The sequence below is a fragment of the Bacillus sp. EKM420B genome (assembly GCF_011065565.1).
Taxonomy (GTDB): Bacteria; Bacillota; Bacilli; order Bacillales; family Bacillaceae; genus Bacillus; species Bacillus velezensis.
This window is the reverse complement of record NZ_JAAMNX010000006.1, coordinates 34,089-51,527: the sequence shown is the minus strand read 5'-3', so window position 1 is coordinate 51,527 and position 17,439 is coordinate 34,089. Positions and strand designations below refer to the sequence as shown.

Annotated in this window: 18 protein-coding genes and 1 pseudogene; 9 read left to right on the top strand and 10 right to left on the bottom strand. The window is 45.9% G+C overall.

Going from position 1 to position 17,439, the window contains the following annotated elements:
* Positions 1-4: 4 nt before the first annotated feature.
* Both G9F48_RS16710 and G9F48_RS16705 read left to right on the top strand, forming a co-directional pair.
* Positions 5-1,240, top strand: a complete 1,236-nt coding sequence (locus G9F48_RS16710) for an HAD-IIA family hydrolase (RefSeq protein WP_165409824.1) — start codon at positions 5-7, stop codon at positions 1,238-1,240.
* Between the two features lie 188 nt (positions 1,241-1,428).
* Complete coding sequence (locus G9F48_RS16705) at positions 1,429-2,391, top strand: arsenic resistance protein (RefSeq protein WP_165409823.1); 963 nt, start codon at positions 1,429-1,431, stop codon at positions 2,389-2,391.
* A gap of 60 nt (positions 2,392-2,451) precedes the next feature.
* Here G9F48_RS16705 and G9F48_RS16700 read toward each other — a convergent pair whose 3' ends face one another.
* The gene (locus G9F48_RS16700) at positions 2,452-3,501 is read right to left on the bottom strand and encodes an NAD(P)-dependent alcohol dehydrogenase (protein ID WP_160182424.1); all 1,050 of its coding nucleotides are present in this window, start codon (positions 3,499-3,501) and stop codon (positions 2,452-2,454) included.
* 158 nt (positions 3,502-3,659) lie between these two features.
* Between G9F48_RS16700 and G9F48_RS16695 the strand changes: the two genes are divergently transcribed.
* Together G9F48_RS16695 and G9F48_RS16690 are read left to right on the top strand one after the other, a co-directional pair.
* Positions 3,660-4,064, top strand: coding sequence for a MerR family transcriptional regulator (locus tag G9F48_RS16695; RefSeq protein ID WP_007409338.1), 405 nt, complete (start codon positions 3,660-3,662; stop codon positions 4,062-4,064).
* A gap of 224 nt (positions 4,065-4,288) precedes the next feature.
* A complete protein-coding gene (locus G9F48_RS16690) occupies positions 4,289-5,578 on the top strand; it encodes a Na+/H+ antiporter NhaC family protein (protein WP_128574458.1) in 1,290 nt (429 codons plus the stop codon).
* 37 nt (positions 5,579-5,615) lie between these two features.
* On the opposite strand, the gene pdxR is transcribed toward G9F48_RS16690, so the two are convergent.
* Complete coding sequence (gene pdxR, locus G9F48_RS16685; protein ID WP_165409822.1) at positions 5,616-6,998, bottom strand: MocR-like pyridoxine biosynthesis transcription factor PdxR; 1,383 nt, start codon at positions 6,996-6,998, stop codon at positions 5,616-5,618.
* A gap of 118 nt (positions 6,999-7,116) precedes the next feature.
* Between pdxR and G9F48_RS16680 the strand changes: the two genes are divergently transcribed.
* Positions 7,117-7,737, top strand: coding sequence for an FMN-binding negative transcriptional regulator (locus G9F48_RS16680; RefSeq protein WP_165409821.1), 621 nt, complete (start codon positions 7,117-7,119; stop codon positions 7,735-7,737).
* Between the two features lie 48 nt (positions 7,738-7,785).
* Here the strand turns inward: G9F48_RS16680 and G9F48_RS19980 are convergent, their stop codons facing one another.
* Positions 7,786-8,145, bottom strand: coding sequence for a hypothetical protein (locus tag G9F48_RS19980; RefSeq protein WP_165409820.1), 360 nt, complete (start codon positions 8,143-8,145; stop codon positions 7,786-7,788).
* Between the two features lie 216 nt (positions 8,146-8,361).
* On the bottom strand, positions 8,362-9,552 hold the full coding sequence (locus tag G9F48_RS16670) for an MFS transporter (protein ID WP_165409819.1): 1,191 nt from the start codon (positions 9,550-9,552) through the stop codon (positions 8,362-8,364).
* Between the two features lie 246 nt (positions 9,553-9,798).
* Here G9F48_RS16670 and G9F48_RS16665 point away from each other — a divergent pair, with 246 nt between their 5' ends.
* Positions 9,799-10,377 carry a TetR/AcrR family transcriptional regulator gene (locus G9F48_RS16665; RefSeq protein ID WP_165409818.1) on the top strand — a complete coding sequence of 193 codons (579 nt, stop codon included), beginning with the start codon at positions 9,799-9,801 and terminating at the stop codon, positions 10,375-10,377.
* On the opposite strand, the pseudogene G9F48_RS20105 reads toward G9F48_RS16665, so the two are convergent.
* The 6 genes and pseudogenes from G9F48_RS20105 to G9F48_RS16640 form a co-directional block, all read right to left on the bottom strand.
* Positions 10,365-10,496: pseudogene (locus G9F48_RS20105) on the bottom strand (hypothetical protein); the annotation flags it as partial. The gene G9F48_RS16665 and the pseudogene G9F48_RS20105 sit on opposite strands and share 13 nt — an antisense overlap.
* Before the next feature lie 97 nt (positions 10,497-10,593).
* On the bottom strand, positions 10,594-10,893 hold the full coding sequence (locus G9F48_RS16660; protein ID WP_101562764.1) for a spore coat protein: 300 nt from the start codon (positions 10,891-10,893) through the stop codon (positions 10,594-10,596).
* Between the two features lie 14 nt (positions 10,894-10,907).
* Positions 10,908-11,105, bottom strand: a complete 198-nt coding sequence (locus tag G9F48_RS16655; protein WP_053573697.1) for a hypothetical protein — start codon at positions 11,103-11,105, stop codon at positions 10,908-10,910.
* 18 nt (positions 11,106-11,123) lie between these two features.
* Positions 11,124-12,260 (bottom strand): zinc-dependent alcohol dehydrogenase, encoded by a 1,137-nt coding sequence (locus G9F48_RS16650; protein WP_003156072.1) that lies wholly within the window; start codon positions 12,258-12,260, stop codon positions 11,124-11,126.
* Positions 12,261-12,278: 18 nt separating this feature from the next.
* Positions 12,279-12,647: a spore coat protein gene (locus G9F48_RS16645; protein ID WP_003156070.1), complete on the bottom strand. Its 369-nt coding sequence runs from the start codon at positions 12,645-12,647 to the stop codon at positions 12,279-12,281.
* A gap of 17 nt (positions 12,648-12,664) precedes the next feature.
* Entirely contained in the window at positions 12,665-12,910 is a 246-nt protein-coding gene (locus G9F48_RS16640) for a hypothetical protein (protein ID WP_016937104.1), read from the bottom strand.
* Positions 12,911-13,378: 468 nt separating this feature from the next.
* On the opposite strand from G9F48_RS16640, the gene G9F48_RS16635 reads away from it, so the two are divergent.
* From G9F48_RS16635 to G9F48_RS16625, 3 genes are all read left to right on the top strand, one after another.
* Complete coding sequence (locus tag G9F48_RS16635; RefSeq protein ID WP_185153157.1) at positions 13,379-14,539, top strand: sensor histidine kinase; 1,161 nt, start codon at positions 13,379-13,381, stop codon at positions 14,537-14,539.
* Entirely contained in the window at positions 14,532-15,167 is a 636-nt protein-coding gene (locus tag G9F48_RS16630) for a response regulator transcription factor (RefSeq protein WP_165409817.1), read from the top strand. Before G9F48_RS16635 ends, G9F48_RS16630 begins: the two co-directional genes overlap by 8 nt.
* A gap of 98 nt (positions 15,168-15,265) precedes the next feature.
* Entirely contained in the window at positions 15,266-17,419 is a 2,154-nt protein-coding gene (locus G9F48_RS16625) for an MMPL family transporter (RefSeq protein WP_156735870.1), read from the top strand.
* Positions 17,420-17,439: the final 20 nt, after the last annotated feature.

Below are 17,439 nucleotides of genomic sequence, written 5' to 3'. Positions count from 1 at the left end.
TACGATGATCTCCAAGAATTATGATGTATTTTTATTTGATTTAGACGGAGTGATATATATAGGAGATAAAGCTTTACCAGGAGCTGTGGCCTCTTTAAAACGACTCCGTGAAGAAAAGAAAGCCATTCGCTTTTTAACGAATGATCCTTGTGTTACAAGAGAAACGATTGTGAAACGCCTTCATAAACTGGGGATTTCAGCAAGTATTGGTGAAGTGTTTACTGCGGGGTGGGCAACAGCTGATTACCTTGTCAGTGAAGGAATAAAGAAGGCATATATATTGGGAAATGACCAACTTAAAAGTGAAATTCAAAAGGCCGGTATTGATCTTACGGAAGATCAGGCGGAGGCTGTTGTCATTGGATGGGATCAAAATATTACATTTCAGGATGTGCATAAGGCAGTAAACCTCATCCGCTGCGGGGCTTCATTTATCGCTGCAAACGGGGATAAAACATTTCCTGCCGCTAACGGACCAGCTCCCGCGACAGGCGCTATAGTCGCGGCTGTTAAAACAGCAGCTGCTAAAGAGCCGATGATAATTGGAAAACCGGCGTCTTCAATATTTGAAAAAGTACTAGAGCCTTTTGAGGATAAAGAGAGATGCGTTATGATCGGGGATACGCCTGAAACAGATATTGTCGGAGCAAACCAAATAGGCATAACTTCCGTATTAGTTTCTGATCAAAATACTTTATTTCCTGCAAAACATGATTTTAGAAATCCGGATGTTGTGATCCGCGATCTGAAAGACTTGTTCGATAATGAAATAAAGGCAGAAGTACGGAAAAAACCGGATTTCCAATGGACAGAACAAGTGAAAGCCGGAGTCGCTGGAATTATAATGAAAGAATCAAGTTCCGTTTTATTAATGAAGCGTGCTGATAATGGTTTATGGGGCATTCCTTCAGGACATGTGGAACCTGGTGAAACAGTTGAACAAGCAATTATAAGAGAAATAGAAGAGGAAACTGGATTAGTGGTGAAAGTCTCTAAAATGATAGGCGTTTATTCTGATCCGAGTTCACAAACCTTTATATACCCTGACGGCAGAGTCAGCCATTTTATTACCAATTGTTTTCAATGTGACGTCATCGGCGGCACTTTGAAAAAGTCCACAGAGGAAGCCATGGAAATCAGATATTTTAATATCCATGAATTACCTGAACATCTCTTGCCGATGCACCCGAGATGGCTGGATGATGCTTTGGAAATGAAAGAGGATGCTTTTATTCGATAAGGAACAGTACGCCAAAAATACTTTTAGAGGGTTATTTACAAGAGTTAACGGTTCTCAATCCGTATCTCTCGGCCGCGTTCCAAAAACACCAAGTGTCACAGACCCTTGGTGTTTTTTAATTCCGGCAGGACCTTAATGCAAGAGCGGCAGAAAAGAAGGTATAATGGGCGGAGAAGAGGTGTCAGCCAATGAAAATAACCAGAGAAACATTAGAAAAACAGCAAATTTGGATATATGGTGTGACTCTTGTGATCGGAGGAATAGCGGGGATCGCCGGGAAAGATTCAGGACTTCGCTGGGGATGGACGATATCACCGCTTATCGCTGTTCTCATGTATGCCATGTTTGCCCAAATCCCATTCTTGAAGCTGAGGGAAGCCATGTCAAATCTTAAGTTTATGGCGGCTTTACTGATCGGTAATTTCTTAGCTGTACCTGTCGTTGTATGGGTGTTAACCGCCATTTTTCCTCAATCTCCACCTATATTATCAGGGGTTTGTTTGGTATTGCTTACACCTTGTATTGATTACGTCATCGTCTTTACTCAGCTCGGCAAAGGAAATGAGAGATTAATACTGGCTTCCACGCCGGTTTTGTTCGCCGTTCAGATGGTATTGCTTCCGTTATACCTGTGGCTGTTTATCGGGAAAGAAGTAATAGGGACTGTTCATGCGGGACCGTTTCTGGAAGCATTCTTATTGTTAATAGCGGTGCCGCTGCTGGCGGCGGTGATGACTCAATTATGGGCTGATAAGAAGCCGGCGGGAGAAAAGGTGTTGGAATGGACGGCGTGGCTGCCTGTTCCTTTTATGGCTCTGGTCTTACTGGCGGTCGTCGCCACACAAATCGGCAAAGTCATCAATGATGCTGACATCATTATACGTGTGATTCCGATCTATCTGCTATTCCTGCTAATTATGCCGTTTGTCTCCCGTTTTATCGCATATGCGTTCCGTCTGGATACAGGTGAAGGAAGAGCATTGATCTTCAGCACGGGCACAAGGAATTCTCTCGCAGTCCTTCCGTTAGCGCTGGCTTTGCCGGATGCTTGGGCCTCATTAGCCGCTGCTGTTATCGTCACACAGACGATCATTGAATTGATAGGCGAATTGGTTTATATCAAAGCGGTGCCCGGATGGCTGCTGAAATAAAAAATAATCTGCGCTGAAAAAAAACATACCAACAAATATTGGTATGTTTTTTTATGTCGATTATAAAGTTGCAATATCAATAACGAAACGGTAGCGGACATCGCTTTGGAGAACCCGTTCGTACGCTTCGTCAACTTGATCGGCCGGTATCACTTCAATTTTAGGAGCAATGCCGTGCTCGGCGGCGAAATCAAGCATCTCCTGAGTCTGCGGAATACCGCCGACGAGTGAACCCGCAATGCTGCGGCGGCCCGTGATTAAGGAGAACACACTGTATGAGTCCGGCTTAGCGGGCGCTCCCACATTTACCAATGTACCGTCAATGCGAAGCAGGGATAAGTAGGCATCTACGTCAAGGTTCGCGGATACTGTATTTAAAATAAGATCAAATCGTCCGGCCAGCTCAGTGAATGTATTCGGATCGCTTGTCGCAAAGTAATGATCAGCTCCAAATTCAAGCGCTTCGTCTTTTTTGTTCATTGAGCGGCTGAGGACGGTGACCTCTGCGCCTAAAGCGTGCGCGAATTGAACGGCTAAATGTCCGAGCCCGCCCATTCCGACAATCGCCACTTTTTTGCCGGGACCGGCATTCCAGTGTTTCAGCGGAGAATAGGTGGTAATGCCCGCGCACAATAGCGGACTGGCAGCATCCAAATTCAGCTGATCGGGAATCCGGACAACGAATCTGTCAGTGACAACTATTTTCTGGCTGTAGCCGCCGTACGTAGGATTTCCGTCGTAGTCCAGGTTATTATAAGTCTGAACAACGCCTTTTGTGCAATATTGTTCGTCTCCGTTCAGGCAGTATTCACATTCCCCGCAGGAGTCTACAAAACAGCCGACACCCACACGGTCGCCGGCGGCAAATGTGGTGACTTCTTCACCCACGGCTTCCACAACTCCGGCAATTTCGTGTCCGGGAACCATCGGAAAGATTCCGCCGCCCCATTCATCGAATGCGCTGTGGATGTCTGAGTGACAAATCCCGCTGTACTTAATATCAATCAGGATATCGTGCGGCCGTAATGCTCTTCTCTCAATCGTCGTCCGCTCAAATTTAGCTTTTGCATGCGGAGCGCTTAATACACGAGTCGGATGATTATTGCACATGGTTATCTTCCTTTCCAAGATAAAGTGATGAATCCTCTGTTCGGTTTTACTTTAAATGTTAAAGCGGACTTTAAGTCAAGGGGTTTGGTTTATTTTTCTATGAAATGATATTCTATAATGGACGCTTATGAAAGGTATGAAGGATGGGTGGTAAGAATATGAAGATTGCGCAGGCTGCAAAGCAGGTTGAGTTATCAGCCGCGACGCTTAGGTATTATGAAAGTATAGGACTGATTCCTCCGGTAAAACGCGATGAAAGCGGCATCCGCGATTATGACGAAGATGATGTGAATTGGATTCAATTTATAAAATGCATGAGAAGTGCCGGGCTGTCGATTGAGGCGCTGATTGAATATACCGCTTTATTTATTGAAGGAGCCGATCATACGATCGAACCCCGAAAAAACATCCTGATAAATGAAAGGAAAAGGCTGACGGAGAAACAGAGGGAAATTGATGAAACCATAAAACGATTAAACAGGAAGATTGAGGATTACGAAGATATCCTTGAAAATGAAGCGAAACTTAAAAACAGATTGAAAGCTGAATGTATTTCTGAATGAAGAGAAGGGTGTCCCGGGCGCCGGGCCGCATGAAATGTACCAAGGGAAACGAGCCTTGGTTTTTTTATTTTCTAAAGAGAGGAAACAAAACAGCTTTTTCTATCTTATCAATCATTACTTATCCTTTTTTCAGCTTGACTTTTTTACTGCAGACTTTTAAAGTGTGAAATGTTGCTTAGACTGTGATTAGCGACTTTAATGCTGAAAAGAGGTGGTTTACCCAGATGAACAATCATAAGAATCCTTGGGCGTTATTGCCTTTAGTCTTATTCGTAGGGCTTTTTGTCGGCTCTGGTCTGGTGACCGGAGATTTTTATAAATTGCCGATCTTGATTGCCGCGATCATTGCGTCAGCTTTTGCGCTGTTATTTAACCGGAAGAAATCGCTCAATCAAAAAATAGAATGGTTCGCTTCCGGTGCGGGACATCCTGATATTATCATTATGGTTATGATTTTTATATTGGCAGGTGCCTTTGCTTCAGCGGCTGAGGCGATGGGAGCGGTGCATTCAACTGTCAATCTTGCTTTGAGCATAATTCCGCAGCAGTTTTTGCTGCCGGGGCTGTTTATCATTGCTTGTTTTATTTCTATATCGATGGGAACATCAATGGGCACGATTGCGGCGGTTGCGCCGATCAGCGCGGGTCTGAGCGGAGAGCTTGGCATCTCCGGCGCGATTACAATGGCAGCTGTGGTCGGCGGAGCTATGTTCGGAGATAATCTTTCTTTTATTTCCGATACGACCATTGCGTCAGTCCGGACACAAAAAACACAAATGATGGATAAATTCAAAACGAACTTCCTGATTGTTTTGCCCGCTGCTATTTTAACGGTTATTATCTTATTTTTTATTCCGGCGGGCCACGCGGGCCATGCGGGCGCTGCATCTTACAGCTGGATTAAGGTGCTTCCTTATGTCGCCGTGTTGGTTTTTGCGTTAATCGGTTTTAATGTGATGGCTGTCATATTCGGCGGATTGGTTTTGACGGGGATCATCGGATTGGCGGGCGGCAGCCTGACGTTTGACTCTTATTTTAAGGCGATTACGGATGGAATCGCCGGAATGAGCGATCTGATCATCCTGTCCATGCTGATCGGCGGGATGGTCGGCGTAATGAAACAAAACGGCGGGATCGACTTTTTACTGGAATTTATCACGAAACGAATCCGTTCCAAAAAAGGCGCCGAAGCCGGCATTGCCGGACTGGTCAGCGTGACGAATCTGGCTGCGGCCAATAATACGATCTCCATTATCGCAGCCGGGCCGATTGCAAAGAATATCGCTGATAAATTCAGCATCGACAACAGAAAATCGGCAAGTATTCTGGATATCTTTTCGTGTATGATACAAGGATTGATTCCTTACGGCGCGCAGCTATTATCAGCCGGGAAATTCGGGAATATTTCACCCGTCAGCATCCTGCCATACTCTTTCTATCCCGTTTTAATCGGAATCTGCGGCATCGCCGCCATTATGTTTGGACTGCCGAAATTCACAAGAAATACGAAATAAAAGATAAAAAAAGGCGCCGTTCGGCGCCTTTTTTCTTTCATGACAGCCAAGCATTTCTCAAAAGCTGTACGCCCTGTGTGATCTGATCCGTATCGAGATGGGCGAAACCTAACTTTATGATCGGCGGTTCAGGCTTTCCGGCAACGAAATAAACGGCGGTAGGATATACCTTCACTCCGTACTGAAAAGCGCGTTCGATTAATGTTTCTTCTGTATAGTTCAGGTGAACTCTCACCAATATATACAATCCCGACTGCTCGCCGATGATCGTCACCTGCTCGCCGAACTGCTGCTTAATATGTGAAGTCAAGTGCTGCATCTTACGCTTGTAGACAGTGCGCATGCGCTTAATATGGCGGGTCCATTCACCGGCCTTCATCAATTCAGCCATGGTCAGCTGATTAAGCGAAGAAGCGGTGCTTTCGAAATGAATAAACCGTTTTTTATACCGGTGCAAAAGGCGCTGCGGCAAAACCATATAGCTTATGCGGATGCCCGGTAGAAAGGATTTTGAGAAATTCCCTAAATAAATCACCCGGTCTGATTGAATGGAAGCAAGAGCGGGAAACGGCTGCTGTGTATAACGGAATTCACTGTCATAATCATCCTCAAGAATATAACCCTCTCTATGATTCACCCAATTGATCAGTGTTTGGCGCTGCTGAATGGACATGCTTACGCCGTAAGGGCTGTGATGGGATGGGGTCACATAGATTAATTTTTCTTTCATTGCATGCAATTGAGAAAAATCAGCTCCGTTTTCATAGACAGGCATCGTTTCCAGAGATAGCCCGTGAAATTGAAATGCCGCTCTGGCCCCGTCAAACCCAGGGTCTTCAACGATAATTCCGGAAAAATCCTCTTTCAGAATCCGGCTGAGATATATCAGCATCTGCTGGGTGCTGCTGCCGATGATAACCGAATCCGCATCTGTTTTCACTCCGCGTGATTCCAAGAGATAAGCGGCAATTTGTTCACGCAGGTCTCTCTCGCCGAACGGTTCACCGTACAGGAAGCTTTTCTCTGATGTCAAAACTTGATTGTATAATTTTCTCCATGTTTTCAGAGGAAAATGTTTTTGATCGACGGCTCCGGCGCGAAAATCAATCAGGGCCGGCTGAGTTGATTCGGTTTTCTCAGCGTAAACAACATCGTTTTCTTTTTGAAATAAAGAAGGTTCTACTTCATTTGCAAAATAACCTTTGCGCGTTTCCCCGCGAATGTATCCCTCCGCTAAAAGAAGATCATAAGCCATCAGCGTTGTATTGCGGCTTACCCGCAGGGAATCCGCCAGCTCCCGAATCGAAGGCAGCCGCTCATCTGCCTGAATATTTCCCTGCTCAATCAATGTTTTAAATTGCTCGTAAATTTGTTTGTATTTCGGGGTGCCGCTTTCGAAAGCGAAAATCATATTTTTCATCAGATGTTCTCCTCTGACATGTGTATTTGTTTGAAACTGTATCTTTTCAAATGTCAGTTGATATCTTATTATAGCGGAAAGCGCTTTATCAATCCATGTTCAGAGAGGAGAGTTTTGTATGTATATTCCGGCTCCATTTCAGCTGAGTGAAGCTGAAGCGTGCGATGTAATCAAAAAGTATGGTTTCGCAGCATTGTTTTCAACGGCGGAAGGCATGCCGTATGCAACCCACCTGCCATTGATGATGAGTAAGAATAACGAATGCTTATACGGTCATTTTGCATTGCCGAACCCCCAATGGAAAGAGATTGATGGCCAAAACGTGTTAGCCGTTTTTCAAGGGCCTCATTGTTATATCTCGCCTAAATGGTATGAGACGAATCAGGCTGTTCCCACATGGAATTATGTGGCGGTTCATGTATACGGAGAGGCGGAGCTTTTGGATGAGGAAGAAACCGTGCAATCGATGAGTGATCTCGTATTGAAATACGAAAGCCCCGACAGCCCGTACAAATTAGAGGATGTCGATGCGAAATTGCTGGCAGGCATGAACAAAGGGGTAAAAGGTTTTAAAATCAAAATCAGCAAAATAGAGGGGAAAGCAAAGCTGAGTCAAAATCATTCAGCCGCAAGACAAGGGCTGGTCGTACAACAGCTCAAACAGATTCCTCATACAAACGAACAGCTCATTTCCGGCTTGATGGAAGAAAACATCAAACGGATCACCGCGGACAACTGACAAGCATGTTAAAAACATACCGGCAGCAAGCGGTATGTTTTTTTCTGATTATGAAGCTTTTCTCAGGATGAATAAAGACTCAAACAGCACATAAATTAACGGCGCCGATAAAACGAAGAAAGAACGAGAAATAGCATACGTTATGAGTAAGTAAACGATTAGTTTCAATAGAATGGAAGACGTTTTATTCAATGTCCAGCGATTCTTCAAGATATCAGTCATACAAGCTGAAACAAGGCCGACCGTCAAATATCCGGCTGCTATGTACAGATAAATAAAAAGGTAAAACCGGTCAGACAACGGCGGTGTGTCTTCTTGTGTCACTTTTAAACTCACATAAAAGACCAATAAAAAGCAAACGGACGAAATCAGAGCTAACAAAAGGTGTTTATATAAATACTTCTTCATGTGTTTCACCTGCCTATGGCGCAATTATTTCTTAACATATTATGACATGGTTTTACCGCTGCTGAAAGAATTGGAAGTCCTGCTATATGAGCGGGGCGTAAAGAATCAATATCATCTTTTCATGAATCCGGATGTTTTGTTCGGATGGATGTAAAGAAGAATACACCAAAAAAAAGCTGTCAGCTTGGTCCTGACGGCTTATTTTTGGGGAAAGGCTTATTTCTCCGTGGTGAAATAAAGCAATGCTATGACCGGAAAAGCGATTCCAATCCATAATGTGATACTCCACCCGCCTGAGGCGTATGCCCATCCTCCGATTGATGATCCTGCAGCGCCGCCCAGAAAGAAGATTGCCATAAATAATCCGTTTAATCGGCTGCGGAATTCAGGTGCCAACGAAAAAATGGCACGCTGACTGAGTACGAGATTGGCAGATACCCCCATATCCAACAGGATAGCTGCGGCCACCAGAACTGCTACTCCGACGGGGGAGCTGCTCTGAATCATGAGCGGGAGTAATAAAGAAACGATGACAACACCGAGAGCGATTCCGGTGGCAAGCCGGGTTAAGCCGCGATCAGCCAGACGGCCGCCTATCGGTGCAGCCGCTGCACCCGCAATGCCCGCTAATGCATACAGCGCGATTGCCTTCTGAGAAAAATGAAAAGCAGGCCCGGACAATAATAAAGGTACAGTCGTCCAGAATAAGCTGAAAGCTCCAAATACAAACGCATGATAAATGGCACGGCGGCGTAAGACCGGAGTCGTGCGCAGCAGCTTCCACATTGAACCGAGTAAGACGGTGTAGCTTGTGTTTGCTGTTGGTTTTCTGGCAGGAAGCACTTTTGATAAGACGATTGCCAGGACAACACTTAACGCGGCGGATAAAGCAAATATGGCATTCCACCCCCATATATCAGCGACCAGGCTGGATATCGGACGTGAAAGCATAATACCGAGAAGCAGGCCGCTCATCACATTGCCGACAACCCGGCCTCGTGCGGCGTCCGGTGCAAGGTATGATGCGAACGGAACTAGCACTTGGGCTGCGATGGATCCCAGTCCGATGAAAAACGCAGCGGCTAAAAACAGTGTTCCATGCTTCACACATGCTGTCAGTGTTAAAGCGGCTGCGCTTAGAAGGAGCGATACCACGACAAGTTTTCTGTTTTCGATAATATCTCCCAAAGGGACGAGAAACAGCAAGCCGGCAACGTATCCGATTTGAGTCAGCGTGACAATCAATCCGGCACTGCTTGGAGAAAGCCCGATTGCCGCACTGATGAATCCTGCCAAGGGCTGTGCATAATAAAGATTAGCGACAATGATACCGCATGCCGTTGCGAGAAGAAGGGTTAAACCAGGTGAAATCCCCTGATCCGCTGTTTGTTTATTTTCTTTAGCCATATGAATGAACTCCTTTTTAATGATTTTATGAGGTTTGATAAATATTTTGCTGATTCATCTCCTCTCCATAGATTTTTAATGCTAAGGTTTTGCGGAGTGTTGAGTATTTACTAAACTGTACGTTTAGTTTTTTATAAGTAAATAATATACTGAACGTTCAGTTTTGTAAATAGGCTTCTGTTTTATTTTTTTATCATGTTAAGTATACTGAACGTATCGTTTATAATTCGGGAAGGAATGATTCATGTGCAGAGTAAACGAGGACGGCCGCGTGATGAAAGAACACATAAGGCGATTCTTTCTGCTGCCTATGACCTATTGTTGGAAAATGGCTTTGACGCGGTGACAGTCGATAAAATTGCAGAGCGTGCCAAAGTGAGTAAGGCAACGATTTATAAATGGTGGTCAAACAAGGCTGCCGTTATCATGGACAGCTTTCTTTCGACCGCTACGGACAGACTGCCTGTGCCCGATACAGGATCAACAGTGCAAGATATATTGATCCACGCCGCGAATTTAGCAAAGTTTTTGACAAGCCGGGAAGGAACCGTTATTAAGGAATTAATCGGTGCGGGACAGCTGGATGCAAAATTGGCGGAAGAATATCGCACGCGATTTTTCCAGCCCCGCCGCCTCCAAGCGAAAGGCCTTCTGGAAAAGGGAATTCAGAAAGGTGAATTAAGAGAGAATCTTGATATTGAAGTAAGCATCGATCTCATTTACGGACCGATTTTCTATCGCCTGTTGATCACAGGTGATGAGGTGAATGATTCATATGTGCATGATCTTGTGATGAATGCGTTTAAGGGAGTTCAAGCTACGTGAATAATTGAAAAGGCAGAACAATTTGTTCTGCCTTCTCCGCTATGCCCGGCGGCTGCCACGCACGCATTCACCGCCGCAAGCCCCAATAACAGCCCGAAGAAAGGCTGGAGAAGCTGCAGAGCTGATTCGCGGGGGTTTCGTTGCCTCTGTAATAGGCAGCTCTCAGTTTGACATCCTGAAGCTTGAGCCAGAGGTGCTGTCTCAGCAGGAAAACATTTATAGGACGGGCAGGCGGAGCGCCGTATCAATATTTTGTAAATTAAACCGGACTTGTTCATCTGTGTTCCACGGATGATACCAGCCTTTTTCCATCATATAGCGTGAGATTTGCTCGTGCATGTCGATGGCTTCTTCTAAGTGACGGGTAAGGATCGCTTTCACTTCAGGCGTTCCGGCTTCCGTCGCTGCCATCGCATAGTTTCTGACTCCGCTTTTAGCCGAATTCAATAAATCCATTGCGACAACTTGGTCTGTCAGTGCATCCATCCCCGTCAAGTATTCAATAATCGGATTCATTCGTCATTCATCTCCTATTCATGCTTTGCCTCAGATAAAATCGAGGCAAATTCCTGCAATTGCCTTGTTGATGTATCCGCATCCTGCTGCATGATTTCTTTCAGCTGCGGATCGGATACGAGCGCTTTCATGGTTTTGGATTTCGTCAGGCAAAGTGACTTAAAAGAAGCCATCTCCTGAATTTCGAGTAATTCATGTAAGGCGCTGGCCATTTCTGTAGCCTCCGTTCTCTAAGGTTTGAGTACAACTTTAATACAATCATCTGTTTTCGTGTCAAACATCTCATAGCCGTGCTTCGCTTCACTAAGCGGAATGACATGGCTTACAACATCGCCCGGATCAATTTTGCCGGTTGACACCAGTTCAAACATATACGGCATATAATGGATAACCGGAGCTTGTCCGGATCGGATATTGACGTTTCGCTGCATGATATCGCCAAGGGGAAACCCGTTGTATCTGCCGCCGTACACACCCGTAATCTGGATCGTTCCGCCTTTTCGCACGGCTTGGGACGCGATGACCAATGCGCTCATCGCCCCGCCTTGAAGTTTTAATCCGCTGGCGAGGAACTCAAGATCTGTCATTTTTCCGTCCATGCCGACGGCGTCAATGACAACGTCGGCGCCGCCTTTGGTGATTTCCTTCAGGTAGCTGCCCGTATTTTCGTGGTCTTCGAAGTTCACGATTTCCACTTTATTCGTCCGTTTCGCATGCTGGAGACGGTAGTTAACATAGTCTACGGCTATTACGCGTTTCGCTCCCTTTAACCAGCAGAATTTTTGAGCGAAAAGGCCCACGGGCCCGCAGCCGAGAACGATGACCGTATCGCCTGCTTTTACGCCGGCATTGTCAACGCTCCAAAAACCGGTTGTCATCGCATCGGCAATAACACTCAATTTCTCATCCGGTTCTTCGCATGTTTCGGGGACTTTAAAATGGGTAAAGTTCGCAAAAGGGACGCGCAAATATTCGGCCTGGCCGCCCGGATAGCCGCCGGTACTCCCTGAATAGCCGAAATAAGCGCCCATATCGCCGTTTTCATTTGATTGATCACATTGGCTTTCCAAGTGATTTTTACAATAAGTGCATTCTCCGCAGGCGATATTAAAAGGAATAATGACGCGGTCGCCTTTTTTGACTTTCGTCACGCCGGGACCGGTTTCTTCCACGATGCCCATCGGTTCATGCCCGATGATGTAGTCTTCCTGCAAGTTCGGGATGAGTCCGTGGATTAAATGTAAATCTGATCCGCAAATTGCCGTACTTGTGACTTTTATAATCATGTCATCGTGTTTTTCAATCTTCGGATCAGGCACGTCTTTGACTACGACGTTTTTCACTCCTTGATACGTTACGGCCTTCATGCTGTAATACCTCCAGTGTTAGTGTTCATCAGGTGTGCGGTCAAACATCCCTTTTCTGTTCGTTTCAACGGGAAACAGATTCATGTTTCCGACCATGAGGGTATTTTTCGCAGAGAGCTGGTCCAGTTTATACTGTTCGCTCAGATCATGCGGGTGAAACCACTTTTTGCTGACCATCAAGTCTGTAATTTCCTGATGCATCGCGATTCCCTGCATGAGCTGTTTGCGCAGCAAAGCTCTTACATCAGGTGAAGCGGTTTCTGTCAAAGCGACGGCGGTATTTCTGACGCCTTCTTTTGCCCTTATGAGAAAATCCATTGCGAATGTCATATCTGCGAGTTCAGGGACGTGTAATGAATTGATTGGATCTAAATGGTCATGATTCAACGATGCTTACCTTCCTTTCAATTGATGATCGAAGTCGGCCGGTTTTGAGGAACAGGAGCCTGAAAAGATGCCCGTTCATAAACCGCCTGCAGATCAGCCAGGTCTTGCGAGGCTTGCTGAACATCTTTCTCCATTAACGTTTTCAGATCCTGATCAAACACAAGCCCTTGCATGAGCTTGGATTTCGCTACACAAAGCGTCTTGAAGTTAATCATTTCATGTAAGTCAAGCGACTCGTGAGCCGCTAATTCACGCTTTTCCATAATCGTCTTAAACCTCCTCTTCTCAATTACATAATTAATTTCCCCTGAGAAAAGAGCTCTAGTCTTACAAATTTTGTTTATCAGAAAAAGCGGAGAAAAAGCCTGACGTTGCATCAAAAAAAGGAGGAAGCACAATCGCTTCCTCTTGTTCACATGGAACGGCTGTTGGTGTCATGAACATTTTTCTGATGCGGGCGGTTTTGTCGCGCGGGAGACGAGACCGCTGAAACCCGGGAAAGGTCATAAAAAAGATATGAACAAAAGCAGCTTGCGCACAATCCCGCAGGCTGTTTTTTCTTTCACCCGTCATGCAGGAACAGAAGGGGAAGGTGAGAAGCAGGCACTTATGGTATGATGACAAATAGAATAAAACCTCGTGAGGCCGGTCGGCTAAAAGGAAGTGGACAGAGATTGTTTGGTACAAAACATCAAGAAGACTATGTCTCCCGTGACAGACGCTCATTGCATATGCTTGCGCTTCGGATGCCCGGTCTGGCGTTTATTTTTATGGTATATGCCGCATCAGTCTCTTTGCAGTACATTTATGAAAGCTGGACGGTTTTATTGCTGCTGTTATTCACGATATTGATCGTCATTTTTGCCGTGCTGCACTGGCATTCCTATCGCTGGGTCAAGAAAAAAACGTTTCTTTATTTCATCATACAGGGATTTATCATATATACATCGGCTGACTTGATGACCGGGGGCTATATCGCGGCGGTCATCGGTCTCTATGCCTTTTTAATCGGGCAGATTATCGGAATGGCGGATAAGGGAAAAACGCTGCTCATACTCTATCTTTTCATTTTAATGTCCATAGCAGCCCTGCATCAGGAGCATCCGCATCATCTGCTTCGTTTCATCGTTATCGCCGCTCCCATCATGATCGTGATTATCACGTATGCGGCAACATTTTTCGCGCAAGTTGATGAAAAAATAAAAACACAGATGACGCTTGAAAAATTAGAACTCGCTCATCGGCAAGTGAAACAGCTGACGCTTCAGAATGAAAGGCAGCGGATGGCGAGAGACTTGCACGATACGCTTGCACAAGGGCTGGTCAGCTTGCATATGCAGCTTGAAGCGGTGCATGTTCATCTTTCAAAGGGTAACACTGACAGAGCGAAAGACATCATCAGCCAGTCAATGGACAGAGTGAAGGGCACATTGGCTGATGCGCGCTCGGCCATTGACAACCTTCGCAGCAAATCAGAAGAGATCGGGTTCTTAAAAGAAAGCATCACTGAACAAATCAACCATTTTACAGAAGCCTCCGGGCTGTCTTGTTTTTTAGATTACAGCGTGCATCATGTGCTTGACGTTCATACGGCGGAGAATTGCCATTACATGATCGGAGAAGGCCTGACAAACGCCGCCAAGCATGCAGAAGCCAAGAATGTCTGGGTGTCCGTTCAGGAAGAAGAGGGACAGATCCGCATAACCGTCAAAGATGACGGGAAAGGCTTTGATGCCGGAACAGAAATGAGAAAAAGCGGACATTACGGGCTGCTTGGGATACAAGAACGCGTCAATATGATGAATGGCACTTTCCGTATAACAAGCGCCAGATCAGCGGGAACTCAAATTGAGATCATCATACCAATTCAAGGAGAAGCGGAACATGTATAAAGTGTTAATAGCAGATGACCATCTTGTCGTCAGAGAAGGTCTGAAGCTTTTGATAGAAACAAATGACCATTACACCATAACGGGAGAGGCGGAAAACGGGAAAACCGCCGTCCGCCTCGCAGAGGAACTAAAGCCCGATGTCATTCTCATGGATCTGTACATGCCGGAAATGAGCGGGCTGGAAGCCATTAAACAGATAAAAGAGCATTCTGATGTGCCGATCATTATTTTGACGACCTATAATGAAGATCATCTGATGATAGAAGGCATCGAATCAGGCGCGAACGGTTATCTGCTGAAGGACACAAGCTCAGAAACCTTATTTCATACGATGGATGCGGCGGTGAGGGGAGAAGTGCTTCTGCAGCCGGACATCTTGCGCCGTTTCCGGGAAATCAAAATGGAACGGGCAAATGCCAATGAAACACAGCTGACGGACAAGGAAATCATAGTTCTGCAAGCCGTTGCGAAAGGACATAAAAGCAAAGCGATCGCCTTCGATTTAGGAATCTCAGAGCGGACGGTAAAAGCGAGATTAACATCGATTTATAACAAATTAGGCGCTGATTCGCGGACGGAAGCCGTCACCATTGCCATGCAAAAAGGCATTCTGAAACTGAATATATAATGAAAAACTGCCCAAACGTACATGCCCCTATGTACGTTTTTTTTATGTGAATGTGAACTACAATTAGGCAGAAAGTAATGATTGGAGAGGAGTATTCGATGTCTGGTTTTTTATATAAATTAGGGGGATGGTCTGCCCGCAACCGATTCAAAATGATCAGTGCGTGGCTCGTGATACTGATCGCTTCGATTGTGATCGCCATCTCGTTAAAACCTGCTTTTTCTGAGGATATGTCAATTCCCGACACACCTTCTGAAAAGGCGATGGATGTGATTCAAAAAGAATTTTCAAAGGGGCCCGATAAAGGAAGCATACGGGTTATTTTCGGAGCTGAAGACGGGAAGAAATTGACGTCAAAACCGGAAAAACAAGCGATTGAAGAGACATTAAAGAAGATCAAAACAGATCATTCAGTCGCTTCGATTGCAAGTCCTTTTGAGACAGGAACCATTTCTAAAGACGGATCAGTGGCATATGCCGATATTACGTACAAAAAAGCGGCGGATGACATTACGGAGGCGTCTGTTTCACATATTAAACACAGTCTGTCCGCCGCCGGAGACAAGGGCCTGCAGACGGAGCTCAGCGGTGATGTGCCGGGGGCCGGTGTTGAAGTCGGCGGTGTCTCTGAAATTGTCGGCGTTGTGCTGGCTTTCGTCGTTCTGGCCATTACGTTTGGTTCATTAGTTATAGCGGGGCTGCCGATTGTCACGGCCCTGATTGGGTTAGGCGTAAGCGTCGCGCTGACGTTAATCGGAACACAGGTCTTTACTATAGCCTCGGTCAGTCTCTCATTATCCGGAATGATCGGCCTGGCCGTCGGGATTGATTATGCGCTGTTTATCTTTACGAAGCATCGTCAGTTTTTGGGCGAAGGTGTACAAAAAAATGAATCGATCGCTAAGGCTGCGGGAACGGCTGGCAGCGCCGTCGTTTTTGCGGGACTGACCGTGATCGTCGCGCTTTGCGGATTGACCGTTGTCGGCATTCCGTTCATGTCTGCCATGGGATTGACTGCGGCGCTCAGTGTGCTGATGGCTGTATTGGCATCAGTAACGCTGGTGCCTGCGGTGTTATCAATCGCAGGAAAACGGATGATTCCGAAATCAAACAAGAAGAAAGAAAAGAAAAGCGCCGACACGAATGCCTGGGGGCGCTTCGTTACAAAGAAGCCTATTCTGTTAAGCATTTTCAGCATTATTCTTTTAGCCGTCATCAGTCTGCCGGCCATGCATTTAGAGCTGGGGCTGCCTGATGCGGGAATGAAAGCGAAAGACAGCCCGGACCGCCGCGCCTATGATCTGTTGTCTAAAGGATTCGGCGAAGGCTTTAACGGCAAGCTGACAATTGTTGCCGATGCAAAAGGGGTCAAGGGGAACAAAAGTGAAGCATTTCAAGACGCCGTGAAAGAAATAAAGGACTTGCACAATGTGGCGAGCGTCACACCTGCCATGCCGAATCAAAAAGGGGATTATGCCATCATTACGGCAGTGCCTGAAACCGGGCCGAATGATAAGGCAACGAAAGAGTTAGTGCAGGATATACGGAAACGATCAGACAAAAACGGCATCCGCCTGCTCGTCACCGGGTCAACAGCGGTGAATATTGATATTTCAGACCGGTTAAATGATGCGATTCCGGAATTCGCCATTCTCATTGTCGGGTTTGCGTTTGTATTGCTGACCGTTGTTTTCCGCTCGCTTCTCGTGCCGCTTGCCGCCGTCGTCGGCTTTTTGCTGACGATGACCGCTACACTCGGGTTATCGGTATTCGTTCTGCAGGATGGGAATTTCACCGGCTTGCTCAGCATTCCGGAAAAAGGTCCGATTCTCGCCTTCCTGCCTATTTTAGCCATCGGTATTCTTTTCGGGCTGGCGATGGACTATCAAGTATTCCTTGTCAGCAGAATGAGAGAAGACTATGTCAAAACAAAAAATCCGGTACAAGCCATCCATGCCGGATTGAAACATAGCGGACCTGTCGTAACAGCGGCGGGACTGATCATGATTTTCGTCTTTGCTGGATTCATCTTCGCGGGGGACTCTACGATCAAATCCATGGGATTGGCAATGACTTTCGGTGTTCTTTTCGATGCGTTCATTGTAAGAATGACCATCATTCCGAGTGTCATGAAGCTGATGGGACATGCGGCCTGGTACTTGCCGAAGTGGCTGGATAAAATCATTCCGAACGTGGATATCGAAGGCCATAAGCTGACACAAGGCAAAACACCGGAGAAACCGGAAGAATAAAATGAAAAAGCAGATCGTTA

What these genes read in the sequence shown, in the direction of transcription:
- G9F48_RS16640 (WP_016937104.1), bottom strand. Translation starts at nt 12,910, where the DNA reads ATGGAAAAGCGTGAATTAGCGGCTCACGAGTCGCTTGACTTACATGAA.
- G9F48_RS16660 (WP_101562764.1), bottom strand. Translation starts at nt 10,893, where the DNA reads ATGAATCCGATTATTGAATACTTGACGGGGATGGATGCACTGACAGAC.
- G9F48_RS16655 (WP_053573697.1), bottom strand. Translation starts at nt 11,105, where the DNA reads ATGGCCAGCGCCTTACATGAATTACTCGAAATTCAGGAGATGGCTTCT.
- G9F48_RS16625 (WP_156735870.1), top strand. Translation starts at nt 15,266, where the DNA reads ATGTCTGGTTTTTTATATAAATTAGGGGGATGGTCTGCCCGCAACCGA.
- G9F48_RS16690 (WP_128574458.1), top strand. Translation starts at nt 4,289, where the DNA reads ATGAACAATCATAAGAATCCTTGGGCGTTATTGCCTTTAGTCTTATTC.
- G9F48_RS16670 (WP_165409819.1), bottom strand. Translation starts at nt 9,552, where the DNA reads ATGGCTAAAGAAAATAAACAAACAGCGGATCAGGGGATTTCACCTGGT.
- G9F48_RS16630 (WP_165409817.1), top strand. Translation starts at nt 14,532, where the DNA reads ATGTATAAAGTGTTAATAGCAGATGACCATCTTGTCGTCAGAGAAGGT.
- G9F48_RS16680 (WP_165409821.1), top strand. Translation starts at nt 7,117, where the DNA reads ATGTATATTCCGGCTCCATTTCAGCTGAGTGAAGCTGAAGCGTGCGAT.
- G9F48_RS19980 (WP_165409820.1), bottom strand. Translation starts at nt 8,145, where the DNA reads ATGAAGAAGTATTTATATAAACACCTTTTGTTAGCTCTGATTTCGTCC.
- G9F48_RS16635 (WP_185153157.1), top strand. Translation starts at nt 13,379, where the DNA reads ATGCTTGCGCTTCGGATGCCCGGTCTGGCGTTTATTTTTATGGTATAT.
- G9F48_RS16700 (WP_160182424.1), bottom strand. Translation starts at nt 3,501, where the DNA reads ATGTGCAATAATCATCCGACTCGTGTATTAAGCGCTCCGCATGCAAAA.
- G9F48_RS16705 (WP_165409823.1), top strand. Translation starts at nt 1,429, where the DNA reads ATGAAAATAACCAGAGAAACATTAGAAAAACAGCAAATTTGGATATAT.
- pdxR (WP_165409822.1), bottom strand. Translation starts at nt 6,998, where the DNA reads ATGAAAAATATGATTTTCGCTTTCGAAAGCGGCACCCCGAAATACAAA.
- G9F48_RS16695 (WP_007409338.1), top strand. Translation starts at nt 3,660, where the DNA reads ATGAAGATTGCGCAGGCTGCAAAGCAGGTTGAGTTATCAGCCGCGACG.
- G9F48_RS16710 (WP_165409824.1), top strand. Translation starts at nt 5, where the DNA reads ATGATCTCCAAGAATTATGATGTATTTTTATTTGATTTAGACGGAGTG.
- G9F48_RS16650 (WP_003156072.1), bottom strand. Translation starts at nt 12,260, where the DNA reads ATGAAGGCCGTAACGTATCAAGGAGTGAAAAACGTCGTAGTCAAAGAC.